Origin of the sequence: Bacillus sp. GBSW19 (assembly GCF_002998655.1) — a bacterium.
Classification (GTDB): domain Bacteria; phylum Bacillota; class Bacilli; order Bacillales; family Bacillaceae; genus Bacillus.
This window is the reverse complement of record NZ_PVRF01000002.1, coordinates 314,780-336,290: the sequence shown is the minus strand read 5'-3', so window position 1 is coordinate 336,290 and position 21,511 is coordinate 314,780. Positions and strand designations below refer to the sequence as shown.

22 protein-coding genes and 1 tRNA gene are annotated in these 21,511 nt (G+C 43.1%); 19 read left to right on the top strand and 4 right to left on the bottom strand.

Going from position 1 to position 21,511, the window contains the following annotated elements:
* Positions 1-278 precede the first annotated feature (278 nt).
* Both C6344_RS11520 and C6344_RS11515 read left to right on the top strand, forming a co-directional pair.
* Positions 279-860 carry a beta-class carbonic anhydrase gene (locus C6344_RS11520; RefSeq protein ID WP_060597724.1) on the top strand — a complete coding sequence of 194 codons (582 nt, stop codon included), beginning with the start codon at positions 279-281 and terminating at the stop codon, positions 858-860.
* A 37-nt stretch (positions 861-897) separates the two neighbouring features.
* A complete protein-coding gene (locus C6344_RS11515; protein ID WP_060597350.1) occupies positions 898-2,520 on the top strand; it encodes a SulP family inorganic anion transporter in 1,623 nt (540 codons plus the stop codon).
* 28 nt (positions 2,521-2,548) lie between these two features.
* On the opposite strand, the gene C6344_RS11510 is transcribed toward C6344_RS11515, so the two are convergent.
* Positions 2,549-2,890: a MazG nucleotide pyrophosphohydrolase domain-containing protein gene (locus C6344_RS11510; RefSeq protein WP_034660068.1), complete on the bottom strand. Its 342-nt coding sequence runs from the start codon at positions 2,888-2,890 to the stop codon at positions 2,549-2,551.
* A 136-nt stretch (positions 2,891-3,026) separates the two neighbouring features.
* Here C6344_RS11510 and C6344_RS11505 point away from each other — a divergent pair, with 136 nt between their 5' ends.
* Positions 3,027-3,605 (top strand): LOG family protein, encoded by a 579-nt coding sequence (locus C6344_RS11505; RefSeq protein WP_034660067.1) that lies wholly within the window; start codon positions 3,027-3,029, stop codon positions 3,603-3,605.
* 59 nt (positions 3,606-3,664) lie between these two features.
* Here the strand turns inward: C6344_RS11505 and clpP are convergent, their stop codons facing one another.
* Positions 3,665-4,261, bottom strand: a complete 597-nt coding sequence (gene clpP, locus C6344_RS11500) for an ATP-dependent Clp endopeptidase proteolytic subunit ClpP (protein ID WP_034660066.1) — start codon at positions 4,259-4,261, stop codon at positions 3,665-3,667.
* A gap of 252 nt (positions 4,262-4,513) precedes the next feature.
* Here clpP and C6344_RS11495 point away from each other — a divergent pair.
* The 10 genes from C6344_RS11495 (at position 4,514) to abc-f (ending at position 14,183) form a co-directional block, all read left to right on the top strand.
* A tRNA-Arg gene (locus tag C6344_RS11495) sits at positions 4,514-4,589 on the top strand.
* Between the two features lie 363 nt (positions 4,590-4,952).
* The gene (locus C6344_RS19005; RefSeq protein ID WP_223254326.1) at positions 4,953-5,303 is read left to right on the top strand and encodes an ABC transporter substrate-binding protein; all 351 of its coding nucleotides are present in this window, start codon (positions 4,953-4,955) and stop codon (positions 5,301-5,303) included.
* On the top strand, positions 5,266-5,817 hold the full coding sequence (locus C6344_RS19000) for an ABC transporter substrate-binding protein (RefSeq protein WP_223254325.1): 552 nt from the start codon (positions 5,266-5,268) through the stop codon (positions 5,815-5,817). The genes C6344_RS19005 and C6344_RS19000 overlap by 38 nt, the downstream gene beginning before the upstream one ends.
* 168 nt (positions 5,818-5,985) lie before the next feature.
* A complete protein-coding gene (locus C6344_RS11485; RefSeq protein WP_060597349.1) occupies positions 5,986-7,152 on the top strand; it encodes a macrolide family glycosyltransferase in 1,167 nt (388 codons plus the stop codon).
* Positions 7,153-7,274: 122 nt separating this feature from the next.
* The gene (nikA, locus tag C6344_RS11480) at positions 7,275-8,906 is read left to right on the top strand and encodes a nickel ABC transporter substrate-binding protein (RefSeq protein ID WP_060597348.1); all 1,632 of its coding nucleotides are present in this window, start codon (positions 7,275-7,277) and stop codon (positions 8,904-8,906) included.
* A 15-nt stretch (positions 8,907-8,921) separates the two neighbouring features.
* Entirely contained in the window at positions 8,922-9,851 is a 930-nt protein-coding gene (gene opp1B / locus C6344_RS11475; protein ID WP_034660061.1) for a nickel/cobalt ABC transporter permease, read from the top strand.
* Between the two features lie 5 nt (positions 9,852-9,856).
* Entirely contained in the window at positions 9,857-10,744 is an 888-nt protein-coding gene (opp1C, locus tag C6344_RS11470) for a nickel/cobalt ABC transporter permease (protein WP_106073046.1), read from the top strand.
* A complete protein-coding gene (locus C6344_RS11465) occupies positions 10,707-11,525 on the top strand; it encodes an ABC transporter ATP-binding protein (protein WP_060597347.1) in 819 nt (272 codons plus the stop codon). Before opp1C ends, C6344_RS11465 begins: the two co-directional genes overlap by 38 nt.
* The gene (locus tag C6344_RS11460) at positions 11,519-12,289 is read left to right on the top strand and encodes an ABC transporter ATP-binding protein (RefSeq protein ID WP_060597346.1); all 771 of its coding nucleotides are present in this window, start codon (positions 11,519-11,521) and stop codon (positions 12,287-12,289) included. The genes C6344_RS11465 and C6344_RS11460 overlap by 7 nt, the downstream gene beginning before the upstream one ends.
* A 334-nt stretch (positions 12,290-12,623) precedes the next feature.
* Positions 12,624-14,183, top strand: coding sequence for a ribosomal protection-like ABC-F family protein (gene abc-f / locus C6344_RS11455; protein ID WP_223254335.1), 1,560 nt, complete (start codon positions 12,624-12,626; stop codon positions 14,181-14,183).
* Between the two features lie 15 nt (positions 14,184-14,198).
* On the opposite strand, the gene C6344_RS11450 is transcribed toward abc-f, so the two are convergent.
* Positions 14,199-15,608, bottom strand: coding sequence for a polysaccharide deacetylase family protein (locus C6344_RS11450; protein ID WP_060597344.1), 1,410 nt, complete (start codon positions 15,606-15,608; stop codon positions 14,199-14,201).
* A gap of 322 nt (positions 15,609-15,930) precedes the next feature.
* Between C6344_RS11450 and C6344_RS11445 the strand changes: the two genes are divergently transcribed.
* From C6344_RS11445 to C6344_RS11430, 4 genes are all read left to right on the top strand, one after another.
* Complete coding sequence (locus tag C6344_RS11445) at positions 15,931-16,959, top strand: FecCD family ABC transporter permease (protein ID WP_170938418.1); 1,029 nt, start codon at positions 15,931-15,933, stop codon at positions 16,957-16,959.
* A complete protein-coding gene (locus C6344_RS11440; protein WP_060597343.1) occupies positions 16,956-17,957 on the top strand; it encodes a FecCD family ABC transporter permease in 1,002 nt (333 codons plus the stop codon). Before C6344_RS11445 ends, C6344_RS11440 begins: the two co-directional genes overlap by 4 nt.
* Before the next feature lie 17 nt (positions 17,958-17,974).
* Positions 17,975-18,880: an iron-hydroxamate ABC transporter substrate-binding protein gene (locus C6344_RS11435; RefSeq protein ID WP_181185442.1), complete on the top strand. Its 906-nt coding sequence runs from the start codon at positions 17,975-17,977 to the stop codon at positions 18,878-18,880.
* A gap of 139 nt (positions 18,881-19,019) precedes the next feature.
* Positions 19,020-19,244, top strand: a complete 225-nt coding sequence (locus tag C6344_RS11430) for a phage holin (protein ID WP_034660052.1) — start codon at positions 19,020-19,022, stop codon at positions 19,242-19,244.
* An 88-nt stretch (positions 19,245-19,332) separates the two neighbouring features.
* Here C6344_RS11430 and slrR read toward each other — a convergent pair whose 3' ends face one another.
* A complete protein-coding gene (gene slrR, locus C6344_RS11425) occupies positions 19,333-19,803 on the bottom strand; it encodes an HTH-type transcriptional regulator SlrR (RefSeq protein ID WP_106072955.1) in 471 nt (156 codons plus the stop codon).
* A 258-nt stretch (positions 19,804-20,061) separates the two neighbouring features.
* Between slrR and C6344_RS11420 the strand changes: the two genes are divergently transcribed.
* On the top strand, positions 20,062-20,793 hold the full coding sequence (locus C6344_RS11420; RefSeq protein ID WP_034660050.1) for a YveK family protein: 732 nt from the start codon (positions 20,062-20,064) through the stop codon (positions 20,791-20,793).
* Entirely contained in the window at positions 20,783-21,466 is a 684-nt protein-coding gene (locus tag C6344_RS11415) for a CpsD/CapB family tyrosine-protein kinase (protein ID WP_034316653.1), read from the top strand. The genes C6344_RS11420 and C6344_RS11415 overlap by 11 nt, the downstream gene beginning before the upstream one ends.
* The last annotated feature ends 45 nt before the right edge of the window (positions 21,467-21,511 follow it).

The window sequence follows — 21,511 nt, the reverse complement described above, 5'->3', positions numbered from 1 at the left end:
AAAAATGATTATATTTGAAACGTATTAAACGGGAAGGTCGTTTTCTACTAAACCATTTCATCGTCTTTTGGCGATCTGAGAACGATAGATTGAAAGGAAGACCGCGTCTCCCTTACGTTGAAGCGGAAAATAGAGAAAATGATGACTTTTTTTCTCATCGTTTTCTCATTTTTTTCTTTTTTTTCTATCATTTTTCTTCTCTATGCTTGAGAACACACGAAAGAAAAGGGGGACAGGCAGGGACTTACGTGACTTATAAAAAGATGGGAGATGGCAAGATGGGATCAAAATTAGAACAGATTCTTCAGCACAATTCAGAGTTCGTACAAGAGAGACATTATGAGCCTTACAAAGCGGGGAAATTTCCCGAAAAGAAACTGGTCATATTAACTTGTATGGATACACGTCTTTTGGAATTATTGCCGCAATCCATGGGGCTGCGCAACGGTGATGCCAAGATCATTAAAAATGCGGGCGCCATTGTAACTCATCCGTTCGGCAGTGTGATGAGGAGTATTCTACTAGCCATCTATGAGCTAAAGGCAGAAGAGGTATGCATTGTAGGACATCATGAATGCGGAATGGCAGGTCTTGCGGCAGATCCTTTACTTGAAAAGGCGAAAGCACGCGGCATTGAAGAGAAATGTTTGAGCATTGTGAAAAACTCAGGAGTTGATTTAAAGGGGTGGCTGACAGGCTTTGATTCGGTTGAAGAGAGCGTGTCCCGAAGTGTGAAATTGGTCAAAGAGCATCCATTGATGCCAAGTGATGTGGCTGTTCATGGACTAGTCATTCATCCAGCAACGGGAAAGCTGGATGTTGTTGTGAAAGATAAACAGATTGACGCGCAGTATACCTAAATCATCTACACATACTTGAAGGAGGCCAACACATACCATGCGTTTTTATGGAAGATTTGAAGGATATGATTCATCAAAGTTTAGACGCGATTTAATCGCTGGGCTTGTCGTGGGCGTTGTGGCAATTCCTTTAGGCATGGCTTTTGCCATTGCATCTGGTGTCGGACCAGAATATGGATTATACACAGTCATCGTTGCCGGCATTTTGATTTCATTGTTTGGTGGTTCAAAGTATCAGATCGGCGGGCCGACTGGGGCGTTTGTTCCGATTTTATTTGGTATCGTCAGCCAGTATGGTATCGAAAACTTACTCATAGCCGGTTTTATGGCAGGCTGTATGCTTGTATTATTCGGAATATTCAAACTAGGGAAGCTCATGAAATTTATTCCTCGTCCGGTTATCATCGGCTTTACTGCTGGCATTGCTGTCATTATTTTTTCAGGGCAGATTGCCAACTTCCTCGGATTAAAGGGTGTTGAAAAGCATGAAAGCTTTTTCCTCAATATGAGAGAAATTGTGGTCCATCTCGGTACCGCAAACAGTCTTGCCATCATCACAGCCGCTATTGGGCTCATCGTGATTGTGGCGGCTCAAAAATACATTCCCAAAATACCTGGTGCTCTATTAGGTCTATTGGCTTCAACGTTTCTAGCTGTTCTCTTTTTCCAAGGACAAGTTGAAACGATTGGCTCGGCATATGGGGAAATTCCTCGTCAGCTGCCAAGCTTCGCTTTTCCTGAATTAACGATTGAAAAAATGATATACCTCCTGCCTCCAGCGATTGTCATTGCACTTTTAGGCGGAGTGGAGTCAATCTTGTCAGCTATGGTTGCTGATAATATGAAAGGCTCAAAGCATGACAGCAATAAGGAGCTTGTCGGACAAGGGATCGCCAATATGGCGGCACCGCTATTCGGAGGAATTCCGGCGACTGGTGCGATTGCCCGTACGGCAACAAACATCAAAAATGGTGGAGCAAGCCCGATTTCTGGTGTTGTGCATGGCGTCGTCGTGCTGCTCATCTTAATGCTGTTTGCGCCATATGCGTCGATGATTCCACTTGCTGCGATGGCACCGATTTTAATGTTTGTTGCTTGGAATATGAGTGAGAAAAAAGAGTTTATCAATATTGTAAAAGTGAAAAATGCGGATTCACTTGTACTTGTTGTGACCTTCCTGCTGACGGTCATCGGTGATTTGATTATTGGCGTCACCGCAGGTCTCATTTTAGCATTTATCGCTTTTATCAAAAAAATGAGCCAGACGACCAGCATTCATACTAATGTTGCGGTTCCCCAAATGGAAACGGCAGCTGCTTTAGAAAAACAGACAGACCAGCGAGGTATCAGTATGTACTCCATTGAAGGGCCGCTGTTTTTCGGAACAACAGATTCATTGGAAAATTCGATTTTGGACCATGTTCAGACAAAGCCGAAAACGCTCATTCTGCTCATGAATAAAGTCAATTATATGGACACATCAGCAGAAGCGGTTCTGATGAATATCTCCAATCGTTTAAAGCATCATAATGGAAAGCTGATGATTGTCGGACTTCAATCGCAGCCGAAAGAGCTTTTGCGTCGAACGGGTCTTTTTCATCATATTGGAAAGCAGCATTTCTTTGAACGAACAGATGATATCTCGCCACAGCAGTTATAAGGTGGAAAAAAAGCACGTGACAATGTGGTCACGTGCTTTTCACTTGCTCTATTTCTTCTGAAAAACGCTTTGTGAGTTTCTGTTGATGAGAGGAGAAGACCTCTTCTACTGTGACATCATAGAGATTGGCTAAAATAAGTAGATTCGCTAACACATCACCCATTTCTTCAACGAGTTCTTTCTTCAACTCGGATGATTTTTGTCTTTGCTCATCAGGCCGGTCACGTCCGATCTCTATTGCTCTAACAGCACGAGCGAGTTCTCCCGTTTCTTCCATGAGGAAGCCTAACCGGATAAACGGCCCGTATTTTGTCCAATTTCTCATTTCATAAAAATCCTTGATCCACTTCTCCATCTCCGTTGTTTGCATTTTCTTTATACATCTCCTTATATGGTGTTTACCTTTTGATTTTACACTATATATAGATGGATCGGCTGTTTTTTTACAATTAATTATAGTAGAATGAGTGGGAGAAGAAATCATAGAGAGAGATGGAGCTGTTCTGATGAAAACGATTTGTGTGTTTGCTGGTTCGAATCCAGGCGTGAAGGACGTCTACAAACAAAAGGCTGTAGAGCTGGGGACTTATATGGCAGAGCAAGACATCCGTCTTGTATACGGCGGTTCACGAATTGGATTAATGGGTGCCATTGCAGATGAGGTTTTAAGACAAGGCGGGCAAGTGATTGGGGTCATGCCTAAGGGGCTTTTTAGAGGAGAAGTTGTGCATCAAGAGCTGACAGAATTAATCGAGGTAACAGGAATGCATGAACGAAAAGCGAAAATGAGCGAGCTGGCTGATGGATTTATTGCGATGCCAGGCGGCTTTGGTACATATGAAGAATTATTTGAGGTGCTATGCTGGGCACAAATCGGCATCCACCAAAAGCCAATCGGCTTGTATCAAGTGAATGAGTATTTCAATCCGCTCATTGACATGGTGAAGTTTAGTGTACAGGAAGGTTTTTCGAATGAATCACACCTTCAATTGTTACATGCTTCCAGCGAACCGGAGGAATTAATCACGCAGATGGCTTCTTATCAAACACCATCTCTTCAGCAGAAATGGACAGAGTTGTCTTAAAGCGTTTTTGAATCACAAAAAACCGTCTGTTCAAGGAGCAGACGGTTTGTTTTGTCATATTATTTTTGTTCTTCTGAATTACGGGTCAAGACTTTGTCAATGAGTCCGTATTCAAGTGCTTCTTCCGCTGTTTTGAAGTTGTCACGATCTGTATCGCGCTCAATCACTTCAATTGGCTGACCAGTACGTTCAGCAAGTACTTGGTTCAGTTTATCGCGTAAAGAAAGGATTCGTTTTGCCGCAATTTCAATTTCTGTTGCTTGACCTTGGGCACCACCTAGTGGTTGGTGAATCATGACTTCACTGTTTGGAAGGGCATAACGCTTACCTTTTTCACCAGCAGCAAGCAGGAACGCACCCATAGATGCAGCCATACCAATACAAATGGTTGATACCTTTGGTTTAATAAATTGCATCGTATCGTAAATGGCCATACCAGCTGTGATCGAACCGCCAGGGCTGTTAATGTAGATAGAAATATCTTTTTCTGGATCTTCAGCTTCTAAGAAAAGCAGCTGTGACACGATGGAGTTGGCAACATTGTCATCGATCGCAGAACCAAGCATGATAATACGGTCTTTTAAAAGACGAGAATAAATGTCGTAAGCTCTTTCCCCACGATTTGTTTGCTCAATGACTGTAGGTATTAAATTCATAATGTTCCTCCTTCACCTTTTAGGTAAGTATGTAATTCAATGATACATTTTTGGTCAATAAAGGTCAAACAAAACGCTGACCTAAATTCAAATACCCCTATCCATTTTCCCCAAACTCATTCCACTTCAAACCATCATTTTAGTCTATGTATCCAAAAGAAGAAAATACATGTTCAGGACTGATGATTAATCATTGCTTTCTTGCAGCATTTCCCTTATAATTTGATATGCTGACGTTCAAAAACATATCGTGCGCTCGTAGCTCAGTTGGATAGAGCGGTGGTTTCCGGTACCACGTCTGCCGGGGGTTCGAATCCCTCCGAGCGCGTACTTGATCTTGTTCACGATCGATAAAGGCCCAATGAAACCCTCTCCTTTGAGAGGGTTTTCAGATTGTTGACAAAGGGCTAAAATGATCTTTATTTTAGCCCTTTGTCTTCTTTTCAGCGTGATAGAAAACCTTTGAAGTCTAGGAAGGACGAGCACCGAAGCGGAGCGAATTTAACATTCGTGAGCATCGGCGCACAGGACTGACACCGAATGCGAGGGTTTGTCTACACGCTGAAACCCTCTCCTTTGAGAGGGTTTTTTCGTTTACACATATATATTATTCACTTTTAAAATTTTTCATTTATGACTAGCCATTTATGCTATAATTAATAATCATTCTCAATTAAAGGTGGTTTCACAAGTGAAAAAAATGATTTGGCTGGTCAGTCTGCTGGCATTATTATTAGTGGCATGCGGGCAGAAAGAGAATAAAGAGCAAGCAGCAAGTACACGTACATATACAACTGAAACGGGTGAAAAGATCACCATTCCCGCCAAGCCGAAGCGTGTTGTTGTGTTAACAGCGCAGCTTGGAAACTTTAAAAAGTTAGGTGTGACACCTGTTGGCATGACAGATGTTTACCCAGAATCGTCGTTTTTAGATGAATCAGGTGTGAAGCGGGTACCGATCGAAAATGTAGAGGCGATTGCCAAGCTAAAGCCTGATTTGATCATTGCATATTCCCAAAACGATCACGTTTACGACAAGTGAACACAGCTTCAAAGAGATGCATATTGAAATCGGAAAGATTCTTGGAAAAGAAGCGTTAGCGAAAAAACAAATACAAGAAATGGACGAGCAGCTGAAGAAAGACGGCAAAGAGGTCAAAGCAAAAATTGGTGATGACAAGACGTTCTCCATTATGGACGTGCAGCCAAAGCAAGTATACTTATTTGGTACAGACTTTGGCCGCGGCGGGGAAGTCATCTATCAAGGGTATGGATTCAGCTTGCCTGAAAAGGCAGAAAAAGCTCTTCCGAAAGAAGGCTATCTTGGTATTTCATTAGAAGAGATGAACCAGTATACAGGTGACTATTTACTTGTACCCACAAAGGATGGAAAAGCACCGAATCTTGATATCACAAACAGCGGTGTATGGAAGAAAAATCAAGCAGTGAAACAAGGACATGTCCTGTACTATTCAATTAATGAATTTATCTATGCGGATCCAATCTCAATTGAAAAACAGTCTGCTGCGTTTAAACAAATGCTGCTCAAAAAATAATAGAAAAAAGACAAAGCACATAACATGGGGCTTTGTCTTTTTTCTTCTTGTCATCTCTTAAAATACTGGTCATAAGACTCATTTCTTCCCTTTACAGGCGTATTTGTTGAGCCTGCTGGCTGTATATGATTAACATGGAAGAGAATTGACAATGAGGAGGGATTTCTTGTGGCGAAGATTTTATTGATTACATTTCCAGCTGAAGGGCATGTGAACCCTATGTTAGGGATCATCAAAGCATGGGCGGATCGAGGAGATGAAGTACATGCGGTCACAACTGTACATTATGAGCAGCGAATCAAACGCTTAGGAGCTCACGTACATAAACATCCAGACTATATTCGTACATTACATGTGGATGAAGGAAATCTCGATTCCATGCAGCCGTTCTTTCATGCCATGCTGCAAACATCATTTGATATTTTAGAGGTGGTGGAAACACTTTCTCAGCAGCATTCATTTGATTTTGTCTATTTTGATATGTTTGGGGCAGGAGAGCTTGTTCGAGATTACTTACAAATTCCAGGGATCGGCTCAAACCCATCTTTTGTGCTGCAAGAGGCGCATTTTGATACACCGCTATACAGAAAGGATGAGAAAGCCGATCATCTGTTAGAAAACATACAAGAGCGTTTTGGCGTTCAGCCAACGCGTTTGATGCAATTCATGAAAAACCGCGGAGAGCTCAATATCGTGTATACAAGTGAATATTTCCAGCCGTCTGTCGATGCAGTGAACGACTCGTTTGTTTTCATTGGACCGAGCTTTCTAAAAAGGGCAGATCAGCATGATTTCCCGCTGGAAGCACTTGAGCAAGAAAAAGTCGTCTTTATTTCGATGGGCACCGTACTTGGAGATACAGAAGCATTTTTTAATATGTGTATTGATGCCTTTGCCGACTTTGACGGAAAAGTGGTGCTCGCAACAGGTGAAAAAGTGGATCGGTCTCTCTTGAAAGAGGCGCCTCATTTTCTGATAGAACCTTATGTACCGCAGCTTGAAGTGCTTGAGCTGACAGATGTGTTTGTGACCCATGGCGGAATGAACAGTGTCAATGAAGGCATTCATTATCACGTTCCGATGGTCGTCATTCCGGTCGACAAAGATCAGCCGATGGTCGCACAAAGACTGACAGAGCTATCTGCTGCCCGTGCACTTGATAAAGATCAGCTGACAGCAAAGCAGCTAAGAGAAACGGTGGAATCTGTTCTGGGAAGTGACACGTACCGTGCTGGGATTGAAAAAATTGAAGAAAGCTTCCAAACAGCAGGTGGAACAGAAAAAGCATTGCGGGTGATCGATCAATTGTTGCAAACGAAACAGACTCAATCGTGAGTCTGTTTTTTTGATAAAAAAAGAGATTGTATTCCCCATTTCTGTATGATATTATTCAATTCGTAATCATTTCGATTAATAATCGTAATGATTACGATAATATAAATTTGGGGGAAGTACATATGAGTGATCAGCCTGTTTACATAAAGAAAAAGCAATCCTATGTAACATACACCTTGATGCTGTTTTCAGTCATGGCATGTTTTTTATTGGCATCATGCTCTGATAATAAAGCATCTTCCAGCATGAATGACAGAGAAGAAGATGAGCTGGTGTATGCAAGTACAAAAGATATAAGGGACATCAATCCCCATTTATATGGTGGAGAGATGGCCGCTCAAAATATGGTGTTTGAATCGCTTGTCGTCAATACAGAGAAAGGCGTTCAGCCTGCCTTAGCGAAAAGCTGGGATATTTCAAAAGATGGAAGGACCTACACCTTTCACCTTCGAAAAGGCGTGACTTTTTCAGATGGCGAGCCTTTTAATGCAAAGGCAGTGAAAATGAACATGGACGCTGTCGTTAAAAATATTGAAAAGAACGCTTGGCTTAATCTCGTATCCGAAATCAAATCCACAAAGGCGGTGGATGACGATACATTTGTTCTTACGTTAAAAGAGCCTTATTACCCTACGTTAGAAGAACTGGGCTTAACACGCCCCTTCCGTTTTATTTCTCCAAAAAGCTTCATTGATGGAACGACAGCAAAAGGAGTTCAAAGCTATGCAGGCACAGGTCCTTATGTGCTAAAGGAACATAAAAAAAATCAATATGCCGTTTTTAAAGCGAATGACCACTACTGGGGGAAAAAGCCAAACATTTCAACAGTAAAGTGGAAAGTCATGCCGGATCACCAAACGATTTTACTTGCCCTGCAAAAAGGAGAGATTGATCTCTTATTTGGAGCAGATGGTGACATGATCGACGGAGACTCATTCCAGGCTTTAAAGGAAGCAGGTCAATACGGTGTGACCGTGAGTCCTCCTGTTGGTTCAAGATCGATCGTCATCAATTCAAACCAGCCAATGACAAAAGATCCGAAAGTCAGAGAAGCGTTTCAATATGCCATTCAAAAAGAGATGATCACAAAAGGCATTTTAAATGGAACGGAACAGGTGGCACATACGCTGCTTGCCCCGTCCGTTCCTTACGCAGATATCCCGCTGAAAAAGAAAACCTATCAAAAAGAGAAAGCAGAGGCATTACTGGATGAGGCAGGCTGGAAGCTGAAAGAAGACGGCTACCGCTATCAAAATGGCAAAAGGCTGAGTGTCGCCATTTACTATAATTCCGATAATGCAGGTGAAAGAACGATAAGTGAATCCATTCAACAAGATTTCAAGCAAGTGGGGATCAAGCTGGATATTAGAGGAGAAGAAAAACAGGCGTTTTTAGATCGCCAAAAAACAGGGAAATTCGATCTGATGTACTCGCTATCGTGGGGACTTCCTTATGATCCACAAACCTATGTTTCTTCGTTCCGCGTAGCATCGCATGCTGATTATCAAGCCCAGTTAGGATTGAAGAAGAAAAAGTGGCTGGACGAGACGATTACGAAAGTATTGGTAGAACCAGATGAGCAAAAGCGGAAACAAATGTATCGAGACATCTTGACGTATATCCATGATGAAAATGTCTACATCCCAATTTCTTATTCTGTGACAAAGGCTGTTTATAATAAGCGCCTGAAAGGCATAGGTTTTCATGTGTCACAGTATGAAATTCCCTTTGACCGTATGTATTTTTCTTCATAAAGCGGAGGCAGAAAGATGACACGCTATCTCTTAAAACGAATATTACTGCTTTTCCCACTCATGATCTTCATCACCTTCTTTGCTTTTGTACTGCTGACGATGCGGGCAAGTGATCCAGCTGAGGTCGCTTTGCGGGTGAATCAAGTCACTCCAACAGAAGACATGATTGAATCGATGCGGCAGGAGCTAGGCTTAGATCAGCCATTTCTTATACGATATGCCACATGGCTTAAAGATGGATTAACAGGTGATTTTGGCAGGAGTTATGTTACACAAGAGCCAGTTTTTGATCTCATCATGGAGGCGCTGCCTGCCACATTGCAGCTTGCGGGAGCAGCGCTCTTTTTCATCATTGTATTGAGTTTGTTATTCGGAGTGATCTGTGCATATGCTGCTCATACATGGGTGGACCGAGTACTGAGAGCCTTTGTGTTTATCGCTGCTTCAATGCCTAGTTTTTGGTTAGGGATTTTGTTTATTTGGCTTTTTTCTGTCAAATTCAATTGGGTCAATACGAGTGGAATGGAAGGATTCAAATCAATTCTTCTACCAGCTGTCACACTATCACTTGGGTACTTATCAACCTATGTGAGACTGATCCGCAATCAAATCCTGAAATTTCAGCACGAGCCCTTTGTTTTTTATGCAAGAGCTCGCGGTTTAAAGGAACGGGCTGTTCAACTGAAAGTGATGAGACATGCACTTCAATTAGCTGTGACAGCACTTGGCATGTCTATCCCAAAACTCATTGCTGGCACAGTTATTATTGAAAATCTTTTTGCTTGGCCAGGGGTTGGCCGGTTGTGTGTAACAGCTATTTTTCATGCCGATTTCCCTATGATTCAAGCCTATTTATTTGTGATGGGGTTCCTTTTTGTTGTGTGTAACCTCATGGCTGATGTTGTGCAAATGACCATGAATCCGCAGTTGCGAAAGGAGGTCTGAGAATGATGATAGGATGGCATCAATTAAGAAAAGACCGTATGGCGGTTGTTTCTATCTGGCTGTTAGTACTTGTCGCTTTAGCAGGACTGCTTGCACCAGTGTTAGCACCACATGATCCAACAGAAACGAACATTCTTCAAAAATATGCCGGCATCAGCCTGACTTATCCGCTCGGAACGGATCAGCTCGGGAGATGCGTATTGTCACGGCTTTTATATGGCATTCGGACTACGATGCTTGCGGCCATGCTGACGATGTGTATCACGATGCTCATTGGCAGCACACTTGGACTCATGGCGGGCTTCTTCCGAGGAAAAGTGGATGGCGTGTTGATGAGACTGTGTGATGTTATGCTCTCCTTCCCAGCAGAAGTGATGATTCTAGCTGTTGTGGGGATACTGGGGCCTGGATTACTCAATATTATTTTGGCGAATGTCCTAGCGAAATGGGCCTGGTATACAAGAATGATTCGTTCGTCCGTTCTGCAGTATGCGAATGAACCATCTGTTCAGTATGTAAAAGTGTCTGGCGGCTCCCCATTTTACATACTGAGGAAGCATTTATTTCCTCGCATTTCAGGAGAAATTGCTGTCTTTGCGACACTTGATGCGGGCTGGGTCATCTTAAATATATCTGCTCTGTCTTTTCTTGGGTTAGGCGTGAGCGCACCTACACCGGAATGGGGGATGATGCTCAACGAAGCGAAGAATGTCATGGTGACACATCCAGCCCATATGCTTGCGCCTGGACTTGCCATCTTATTTGTAGTCATGGCGCTGAACTTTTTAGGAGACAGCCTTCAGCAGGCCACGACCCCTGCCATGCATCACAACAATCAAAAGGGAGGGAGACCATTTGCCTTTCATCGACGTAAAAAATCTGTCCGTACATGATCCAGTGCAGCAAAAGGATTTAGTGGCGAACATAACGTTCTCCCTACAGCAACAACGTTGTTTAGCTGTTATTGGAGAAAGTGGAAGCGGAAAATCAACCGTCGCAAAAGCGTTAATTGGCTTGATTCCTTCTTCGCTAGAAGTGGAGGGAGCGATCATGTTTGACGGCGAAACTTTGACAACTCAGACAGCTGAGCAGTGGCGAGGCAAACGAATTGGCTTCATCTCACAAGATGCGATGAATGCGTTCAATCCCATCGAAACCATTGGTCATCAAATGATGGAAACGTTCCAGCGTCATTTGGGCTTACAAGGAAAAGAAGGGAAAGCACATGCCATCGCAGGACTTGAGCGTGTTCATTTAAAAAATCCAAATGAATTGTTGAAGCAATATCCTTATGAATTATCTGGCGGTATGCTTCAGCGAGTGATGATTGCGATCACGATGATGCTTTCTCCTGATGTGATCATTGCCGATGAGCCAACGGCGTCGCTTGATGCATATAATCGGCGTGAAGTCATCATGCAATTACAGAGGCTGAAAGAAGAAACAGGCGCGGCCTTGATCATCATTTCGCATGATTTAGGCGTCGTTCAGGCGATCGCTGACGAGGTGTTGGTGGTGCATCAAGGCGAAATGCTTGAGCATCGCCCAGCTGATAAGGTATTCACATCGCCTGAGCATCCTCAAACGAAGCATTTACTTGAGACGAGGCGCCGATTATCTGCGCCTCTTGAAGCACTGCGGCAGCAGCAGAGAGTGAGGGCATTTCCATGTTGATTACAGCTGATAGCCTCATCAAACATGGAGAGAAGAAAGGTTTCTTCTCTCGACAAATGCAGTCAAAACCACGCATATCAAACGTCTCGTTTGAAATCGAAAAAGGACAATGTGCCGGGTTAGTCGGTGAAAGCGGCAGCGGCAAAAGTACATTGGCAAGAATTCTGCTCGGTTTAGAAAAAATAGATGGCGGCAAGGTACAGATTGATGGAAAGCCAGCTGACACATGGCGAAAGATGAACCTTGGAAAAATGAGTGTTGTCTTTCAGGATTATCGATCTTCTGTTCACCCCTCCTTTACGGTGAAAGAAATCGTTGCTGAGCCTATGCGATTGTTAAAGCAGGAAAAAAATGTGGATCAGAAGGTTTTATCGTTGCTTGAACAAGTCAGACTACCCTCTTCTTTGCTGTATCAATATGCACATCAGCTAAGCGGCGGTCAGCTCCAGCGAGTGTGCATCGCACGAGCCATATCAACGCATCCAGCCATTCTCATACTAGACGAAGTCCTGAGCTCACTGGATGTCTCTGTTCAGGTGCAAATATTGGAGCTGCTCGAGACATTAAAACAAGAGCTAGACATGACCATCCTTATGATTACTCATGATATAGAAGCGGCGGTGTATCTATGTGATCGTCTCCTTTTTTTACATGAAGGAAGCATAGTGGAAGAATGCAAAAAGGATGAACTGCTTGATGCGGTCCACCCATTTACGCTGAAATTAATGGACTCACTTATGCCATTTCAGCTTGACAAAAAATAACCAATCTTTTATCGTATACGTAACAAACGACGGAAGGGTGACCCAATGCAATGAAGTACTAATCCTATGACCTGTAAGCAAAATGAAAAAACGAAGGCAGTGAGCAAACGATTGGTTTGCCATGTTTGCTGCGTTTTCATTTTTTAGCTTCGGAATAGGATGGTACAGCTTGGGAATCAAAGAATGAGGTGATTGATACGGGGGATGTGTGTGTTCAGATAGGAACGCGGCACGTCATCCTGGATTGATCTGCTTATTTTTGTACACCATTTTGCCTCCTATTCTGAGAATGGGAGGCTTTTTCATGTCTCCTGATACGAAAGGAGAGGGTTGGATGTTAGTAAAAGCCAATCAGTTAAAGATTTTTCGAAAAGATCGATTGTTATTTGATATTGAGGAGCTTGCCATCCATCAAGATGACCGCATCGGCCTTGTTGGAACAAATGGCAGCGGGAAAACGACTTTATTGCATGTGCTGGCTGGGCAAGAGAAACCAGACAGTGGCACGTTTGCTGCCACAACGACCTGCACACTGCTTCCTCAGCTGAAACAAGCGGATGGCACACAGAGTGGTGGTGAGATGACCCAGACTTATATTGAAAGCGCGTTAAACCGTCCTTCTGCCCTTTTATTAGCAGATGAACCAACGACTCATTTAGATACAGAGCACATTGAGTGGCTGGAAGAGAAGCTGCATCATTATCAAGGGGCCCTCATTGTCGTTTCACATGATCGTGCTTTTTTAGATGCGGTATGTACGGAGATTTGGGAGCTGGATCATGGACGGCTTAATCAATACAAAGGCAACTACTCGCAATTTGCACAGCAAAAAGAGCTGGCGCATCGTCAGCAGGTGGAAGCGTACGAAGCTTATACACAAAAGAAAAAACAGTTAGAGCATGCGCTTGAAAAGAAAAAGAAAAAAGCCGACAAAGCAACAAAGCCATCCCAAAAGCTGAAATCCTCAGGGCCAAAAATTGAAAAGCCCTACTATGCAAATAAGCAAAAAAAGCTGCAAAAAACAGCCAAATCCATTGAGACAAGGATGGAGAAATTAGAAAAGGTTGAGAAAGTAAAAGACATTCAGCCCATTCAAATGACTCAGCATACAATGAAGGAAGTAGCGAGCCGTACTATTTTGCGAGTGAAAAATGTAGATGGCAAGGCGGGCGATCAATTGCTTTGGAAGCAGGCAAATGTGGAAGTGAGAGGCGGGGACAAAGTCGCCATTATCGGCAAGAATGGGAGCGGGAAAACGACATTTCTCCGAATGCTAGTGAATGGGCATCCCGGAGTGTCTCGCTCAGAAGCTGTCAAGCTCGGCTATTTTCGTCAGGATCTTTCAGGATTGAAGGTAGATGAATCGATTTTACAAAATGCGCTGAAAGAGGCTGTTCAAGATGAGACAGTGGTACGAACGGTTTTAGCGAGACTGGGATTTCGAGGGGATGATGTGCATAAACCTGTTAGGGTGTTAAGCGGGGGAGAACGGGTGAAGACCATGCTTGCGTCCTTGCTTGTCAGCGATGCCAATGTCCTCATGCTGGATGAACCGACAAACTTTCTAGATCTGTCGGCAGTTGAAGCGCTTGAAGGTCTATTGAAGGATTACCCAGGTACCGTTGTGTTTGTTTCCCACGATCGCAGACTGGTTGAGGAGGTGGCCACTCGCATTTTCCATGTTCATGAAAAGCGTATTGAAGCATTTGACGGCACATATGAAGCGTATAAACAAAAGGACGACAAACCAGCTGTTACACAAAGAGAAGAGGAGCTTCTTTTAATTGATATGCAGCTGTCTGAAGTGCTCAGCCGTTTAAGTATTGAGCCGTCTCAGGAGCTGGAAGAGACATTTCAAGCATTATTGAAACAAAAGAAGTCTTTGGAGTCATAAAGAAAACCCCTGTGTTTACTGCACAGGGGCTTGTTCATGCCGTTCTTTTGTTAATTGTTCAAGTTCACTTACTGTGACCAGCTGATAGCCTTGTTTGGTGAGCTCATGGATGATCTTCACTGCTGCTTGAGCTGAGCTGTCATAAATATCGTGCATTAACACTGTTCTGCCATCTGCTGCATGTGAGAGAACATGGTTTGTGATCTGCTGACTGTTGCGAATTTTCCAATCCTCTGGATCAACATCCCATAAAGAGACCTTCATCCCAACCGCTTGATTGATGTCTTGATTTGTTCCACCATATGGCGGTCTAAAGTGCGTAGGTGTATACCCGCTCGCTTTCTCAATCAACTGCTGGGTGTCCTTCACTTGTTTCACCGCCTCCTTTAAAGGCAGTCTTGTTAATAAAGGATGACTGTAAGAATGGTTTCCGATTTCATTCCCGCCTTTTAGAATATCTGCAAGCATACTAGGATAATACTGCACCCTGCTGCCTAATACGAAAAAGGTCGCATGTCCTTTATTTGCCTTTAATGCATCTAAAATTTTTGATGTTGTCGCTGGGTTCGGACCATCATCAAATGTGAGGGCGATGGCTTTTTTATTTGGGTCAAGCTTTGATTTTTGCGGCAGCTTGACGGCTTTTCTTTTCGGATTTGGTTCTTTCATTTCATTTTGGTTATTGGTTTTATTCATATATTCTGGCTTTAATATATCTTTCAGCAGCGTCTTTTTAATCGCGAGTGTTTGCGGACCAAGATCCTTGTCGGCTACTTGAGATGCTGGGAAATAAAATTCTACATATTTCTCTTTCAAGGCAAATTGACTGAAGTTTTGAGCAGTAGGGGCTGTTCCTTTCTGAAGGAGAGTCTGATCCTTAGATAAGGTTTTGTCCTTTTGAAGCTCTGAATATGTAATGTAGGATAATTTCTTCAAAAAGTTGGTTTTAGGCAGAAATAAATCTTTTGTGTCAAGAAAGGTTTTTTTCTGAAAATCATAGTTGATCGTGAGATGATTGGTGGTCCCATTTTGCTGACCTGTATAGGTATAAGTCGTAAAGCGAATAGCAGCAGACTGCTTCGCATAATGCACCATATCATAATCAATATTCAGTTCAAAGCGTTTGTTTTCATCGATGTCCTTGGCTTCACTAAACGTCTTTTTGAAATGCTCTAATGCTGAATTGGCGTAGCTTTGAATCTTGTCATCTAGCTGTTTTTGATGAAAAAGAGGATAGTTGACTGCATATCTCATAAATTTCCCGTCATTTACGAGAGTAACGATTTCGACATTTTTATAGTTCGTATCCTGCTTTACATTTTTCTTCTCTGTACCGCTTGCTTGTTGATTTTGAAAGAAAGCAACGACTCCAATGATGATCGCAAGTGCAAATAGGCTGATACTCCATTTTCCCTTTAATGACACAACGTTCAAATCTCCTCTCATGACGGGCCATTCTTTATCAGTTTGACATCTGTTTGTAATATTTTTATAACATTTGACTTACTTTTGTAATTTTAGAGGATGTTCAGGCGGAATGTCAACTATTTTCCTATTAAACTATGAGAAAAAATGATAGGCCATTCCAAACGAGCAAAAGACACCTCATTTTGCTGCCACGCACATACCTTCATTAATTAAAAAATAGGGTGTACATTGATTTTTCAGAGGCAGACGGCTATAATTTTGATGATTATGATTCTCATTTTCAAACTGACTTTTAATGAAGAAAAGGATGACACCGATTTTGCAGGATAAGCGAACACCTCAACAAAAACGATCATCACATATTCTGTTCTTTTTGATATTTTTTCTCGCCGTCATTGGTTTGGCGGCTGCCATGTTTTTGGCTGTGTCATATGGTGCCAAAACATTGTCTCTGCAAACGGTTTGGACAGCTGTATTTGACTATCAGTCAGATGTCACAGAGCAGCAGATCATCCATGAATTAAGACTTCCTCGTGTTTTAGGAGCAGCTCTTGTTGGAGCGGCATTTGCCGTAGCAGGTGCGCTCATGCAGGGCATCACAAGAAACCCGCTGGCAGATGCGGGGATTCTGGGCATTAATGGCGGTGCGATGTTTGTGGTCGCTCTCTGTTTTGCCTTTTTCCCAGAAATGCCTTATTCGGCACTTATGTTTTTTTCCTTTATTGGTGCAGTGCTTAGTACGCTGCTGATCTTTGCGATTGGGGCGGCTGGTGGAGTTTTGACACCGCTGCGCTTAACTGTAGCAGGAGCCGTTGTGGCTGCATTGCTTCATGCGCTTAGCTCTGGGATCGCGATTTATTTTGACTTGAGTCAGGACCTTGCGTTTTGGTATGCAGGCGGTGTGGCTGGTGTGAAATGGCCGCAGCTGACGATTCTTGCCCCAGTCATTCTGATAGTGATCGTATGGGCGATGCTATTAGGGCGTTCACTGTCGCTGCTGTCGCTCGGTGAAGATGTAGCGGCAAATTTAGGGGTGAAAACACGACAAGTGCGAATACTAGGAATGGCAGCTGCCGTATTATTAGCAGGGGTTTCTGTATCAGCAGTCGGATCGATTGGGTTTGTCGGTCTTGTCATCCCGCATATCGCAAGAAAGCTGGTTGGTGTAAACTATCGTTTTGTCATTCCGATGTCGGCGATATTAGGCGCGGTGCTGCTAGTCTTTGCTGACCTTGCCAGCCGCACCGTTAATCCGCCCCGAGAGCTTGCCATTGGCGTGATGGTGGCACTTGTCGGTGTTCCTTTCTTCTTATATATTGCCAGAAAAGAAGGGAGGAACCTGTCATGAGAGAGAAACAGCGGGCTCTTGTCGTGACAGTCGTTTTGCTTTGTTTGACTGCGGCTGTTGTGCTGTATAGCTTAAATACCGGCACGCTGAAACTAAGTCCTCTTGTGGTCGTCAAAACGTTATTCGGCTTTGGGGATTTTCAAAGTGAAACGGTGCTGTTTGACTATCGTCTGCCTCGAATCGTGGTGACGATGCTGGCGGGAATTGGTCTTGGCATTGCGGGCGGCATTTTGCAGAGCTTATCTCGTAACCCGCTGGCCGATCCAGGAATTATTGGACTGAATGCAGGAGCAGCATTTGGCTTAATCGTGTTTGTGACGTATTTCCATGCACTAGAAGGCAATCCATCTCTTCTTATTCCGCTCTTTACATTTGGCGGAGGGCTTCTTGCGGCAGCGGTCATCGTGCTTCTGGCGTATAACCGGCAGGAAGGGCTTGTTCCCATCCGGCTGATCCTAGTAGGAATTGCGGTTGCGGCGGGATTCAGTGCTTTGACGTTATATTTGTCATTGAAGCTGGATGAAGATACTTACACATTTGCTTCAAGATGGCTTGTCGGCAATGTCTGGGGGAGAGACTGGATTCATGTGTTAGCGCTTCTGCCTTGGATTGTATGCCTTGTGCCGCTTACGCTGATGCAGTCAAACACGCTCAATGCATTGACATTAGGAGATGCTGTCGCCTCAAGTGTAGGTGTACGTGTCCAGCGTCAGCGTCTCCTTTTGCTGACCTTAGCTGTTGGTTTGGCGAGTGCAAGTGTTTCGATGACAGGCGGTATTGGTTTTATTGGACTTGTCGCCCCGCATTTGGCAAGGCGGCTTGTCGGCTCACTCCATCAGTATTTTTTACCGGTTAGTGCGCTGCTTGGCTTGTTGATTTTGGTCAGTGCCGATACAATAGGACGTTCCATCTTTGCCCCAAATGCCATACCAGCGGGTGTGGTTGTGGCTTTTATTGGCGCACCTTATTTTCTCTATTTATTAACAAAAACGAAATAAACGTGAAAGAGGAACTCATCATGAAAAAATTACTTGTGCTTGGTTTAACGCTCTGTTTCATTATGCTTGCCGCTTGTGGTCAACAGGAAACAAAGAATACAACAACTCAAAATGATCATGGAACACCGAAAATTGCTTCCTTGTCTATCCATTTAACCAATGACTTATTAGCACTCGGTATCAAGCCGGCAGGCTCTGTTGTAGGAGGGGACTTAAAAGATTTCCTTCCACATGCGAAAAAGCAGCTGAGTGGTACGAAGAAGCTGGGCATCGCAGCCGATCCCGATATGGAGTCACTACTTGCATTACAACCAGATGTCATTTATGTCGATGAAGAACTAGCTGGACAAGACTTATCGAAATATAAGAAAATCGCCAAAACGGAAGTGTTTAATTTAAATGACGGCACTTGGCGTGATCATTTGAAAAAAATCGGCAAGCTCGTCAATAAAGAAAAAGAAGCCGATCAATATATTCAGGATTACAATCAAGAAGCAAAAGAAGTCAAATCGCTCATCAAACAAAAGATTGGAAACGGGAAAGTAATGGCGATCCGTGTGACGGCAAAGGAGCTTCGAGTATTTAGCATGAAGCGCCCAATGGGTCCTATTTTATACGAGGATTTAGGTATGGCACCTGTCGATGGTGTGAAGAAACTGGACAGCAAGCGGCCATTTGAAGTGATTTCTCAAGAGGTTCTTCCTGACTATGATGCAGATGCTATCTTTGTCGTCGTGAATCGTGATGATAAAGCGCAGCAGGCATTCAAGCAATTAGAAAAGACTCCGATTTGGAAGGGTCTAAAAGCCGTGAAGAAAAATCAAGTCTATCCGATTGCCGATCAGCCATGGCTCGATTACTCAGCACTAGGCAATAAAATGGCATTGGATGAAGCAAAAGAGATGTTTTCTACATCAAAATAAAATGAAATCAGGCATCATTCCTTATATGGGAATGATGTCTCTTTTTTTGATCCGGTCTTCTATTCATTCGGTTTTTGCATACATATGAGAGAGAACGAGCAGTACCGCCCGTGAAGGGGAAAAAAGGGAGGGGATACAGTTGAAGGTTCAAAAAATTAGTGCAGGTACAATCGCAAGGCTTGTGCTGCTTTTGCTCGCGCTTGTCAACAGTGCTCTAACCGCTGCGGGAAAAAGCCCAATTCCTATTGATGAAGAAGGTATTCAGCAATTTATCACGTTAGCCTTTCTTGGGATTACATCACTATGGGCCTATTGGAAAAACAATGATATAACGAAAAAAGCACGAACAAAAAAAGAAGAATAAGAGAAAAAAGAGCCTTTTCATGATAAAAGGCTCTTTTTCAGCGAAGCGTCAAACGCCTCTCCCCGCAATTTGACTCTTCCTGAAAGGCTTACGCCCGTCGTTCTCCCATGTTGGCGAGGAATGCTTTTACTTCCTCAATGCTTAAGCCGATAGCTTTCGCCTCACTCATCAGACGCTTCCACTCTGATATATTCGAATCCGTCAGCTTTCTATGAGTGACATGTAACGTCTTTTCTTCCTGCTCCTTTCGGTACGTTTGGAGCAGCTGATAGAGTTCTTCTTTCGGCATGCCGGATTGGACGGCATTGACGATATGCTCCCGCCATTCGTGTTCACCACCCTCAGAGTAATGAAATATCATCGTCTCTGCATCAAACAGCTCTTGTAAATCAATTTCTAGTGAAGAGGATACCTTTTTTAAAAACTGGACAGATGGATTTCTGTGGACACCACGCTCAATTTTACTCAAATACGACTTAGAGACATGGGCATCTTCAGCCAGCTGCTGAATGGAGTATCCTTTCCTCTTTCGGTAAATGCGTATCACCTTTCCTATCATTCTTATCAATGATCTCCCTTCTCCCTGGCGAATCGTACTGCGACCTTTTCGTTCATTATAAGAAATAAATTGTTCTTTATAAAATTCAAAAACGTAAGAAACAGGAAGTAAACAAAAGAAAACGAACGATTTCGTTCTTTAAAAAGAACTATAAGACCTATTATGACATTTTTCTTTGCGGGTATTATCTTTTATAATCCAATCATTAACAAAAAGAAACCATATATAACCTTTTTATGATGAAATCGGGAGGTATCTATGAATGAGAATATAGGTTTTAAGCAGCTGTTTTCTGTCATTAAAGAGAAAATGGCCCTTCTGATCCTGATTGTCCTGATCGTAACGGGCACTTCAGCCTACTATCAGTTCTATGTCTCGACTCCTGTATATCAGGCAACCACTCAAATTCTTGTTCATAAACGCAGCAATGACGCACAAGCAAACTTAAACGATATTCAGATGAACCTTCAATATACACGTACCTTTCAAGTTTTATTAAAAAGTCCGATCGTCATTGAAAAAGTAAAAGAAACACTCAACCTCACAGAATCAGCTGAAGGATTAAAACACAAAATTGCCACAAGTACAGAAAATGAGTCTGAGGTCATTAATATTTCTGTACAAGATGAGGATCGCGCAAAGGCAGTCGCCATTGCGAATACCGCAACAGAGGTGCTGCAAGAAGAAATCAAAAAAACCATGAATATGGATCGCATTAATGTTTTGTCTGAAGCCAAGCTGTCCAATACGATTCTCATGAATTCAAGAAAATTCGTTCATATCGTTCTGGCACTAGGTGCCTCTTTATTAGGGGGGATGACACTCATCTTCTTAATGAATTTACTCGATGATACTGTAAAACGAACACATCAAATAAGAGAAGAGATCGGATTGCCGTCGCTCGGAAGTGTCTATCAGATGCAGGCAGACAGGAGGGCAAAAAAAGACAAGCAGTCCGTCATAACGGGAGGACAGAACATTGATCTTTAAGAGGAAGAAAAGAGAAAAGAGAGATTTATCCTGTATTTCTGTATTAAATCCTCACTCTGTCATTGCAGAACAATTCCGTACAATCCGAACTAACATCGAATTCACATCAATCCAAACAAGGCTGAAATCCATATTGGTGACATCCTCCTTGCCGAAGGAAGGGAAATCATTTACGGCTGCAAACCTAGCAGCTGTTTTTGCACAGCAGAAAAAGCGAGTGCTGCTGATGGATGCTGATTTACGAAAGCCGGCTGTTCATGAATATTTTGACCTGAGTCATCACACGGGCTTGACCAATGTGCTATTAAATAATTGCAGCTTGGAGGAAGCTATTTTGCCTACACCCATTGAGCATTTAGAACTGCTTCCGAGCGGAACCATTCCGCCGAATCCAGCTGAGCTGCTCTCCTCTTCTGTCATGAAGCAGCTGTTTTATGAAATTGAACAGCAATATGACATGGTGATTGTTGATTCTGCGCCGCTTCTGCCAGTGGCCGATGCAAAGATCCTGGCGAACCGGACCGATGGGAGCATTCTTGTTGTCTTAAGCGGCAAAACAAAGATAGCGGCTGTGAAGAAATCAAAAGAAGTGTTAGAAGGAACAACAGGTAAACTGCTTGGGGCTATGCTAAATGGCAAGAAAGAGAAAAAGGGAAGGCTGTATATGTATTAACAAGATTGATAGGTGATGTCTCCTAATCTTTAACAATGGAGGCAC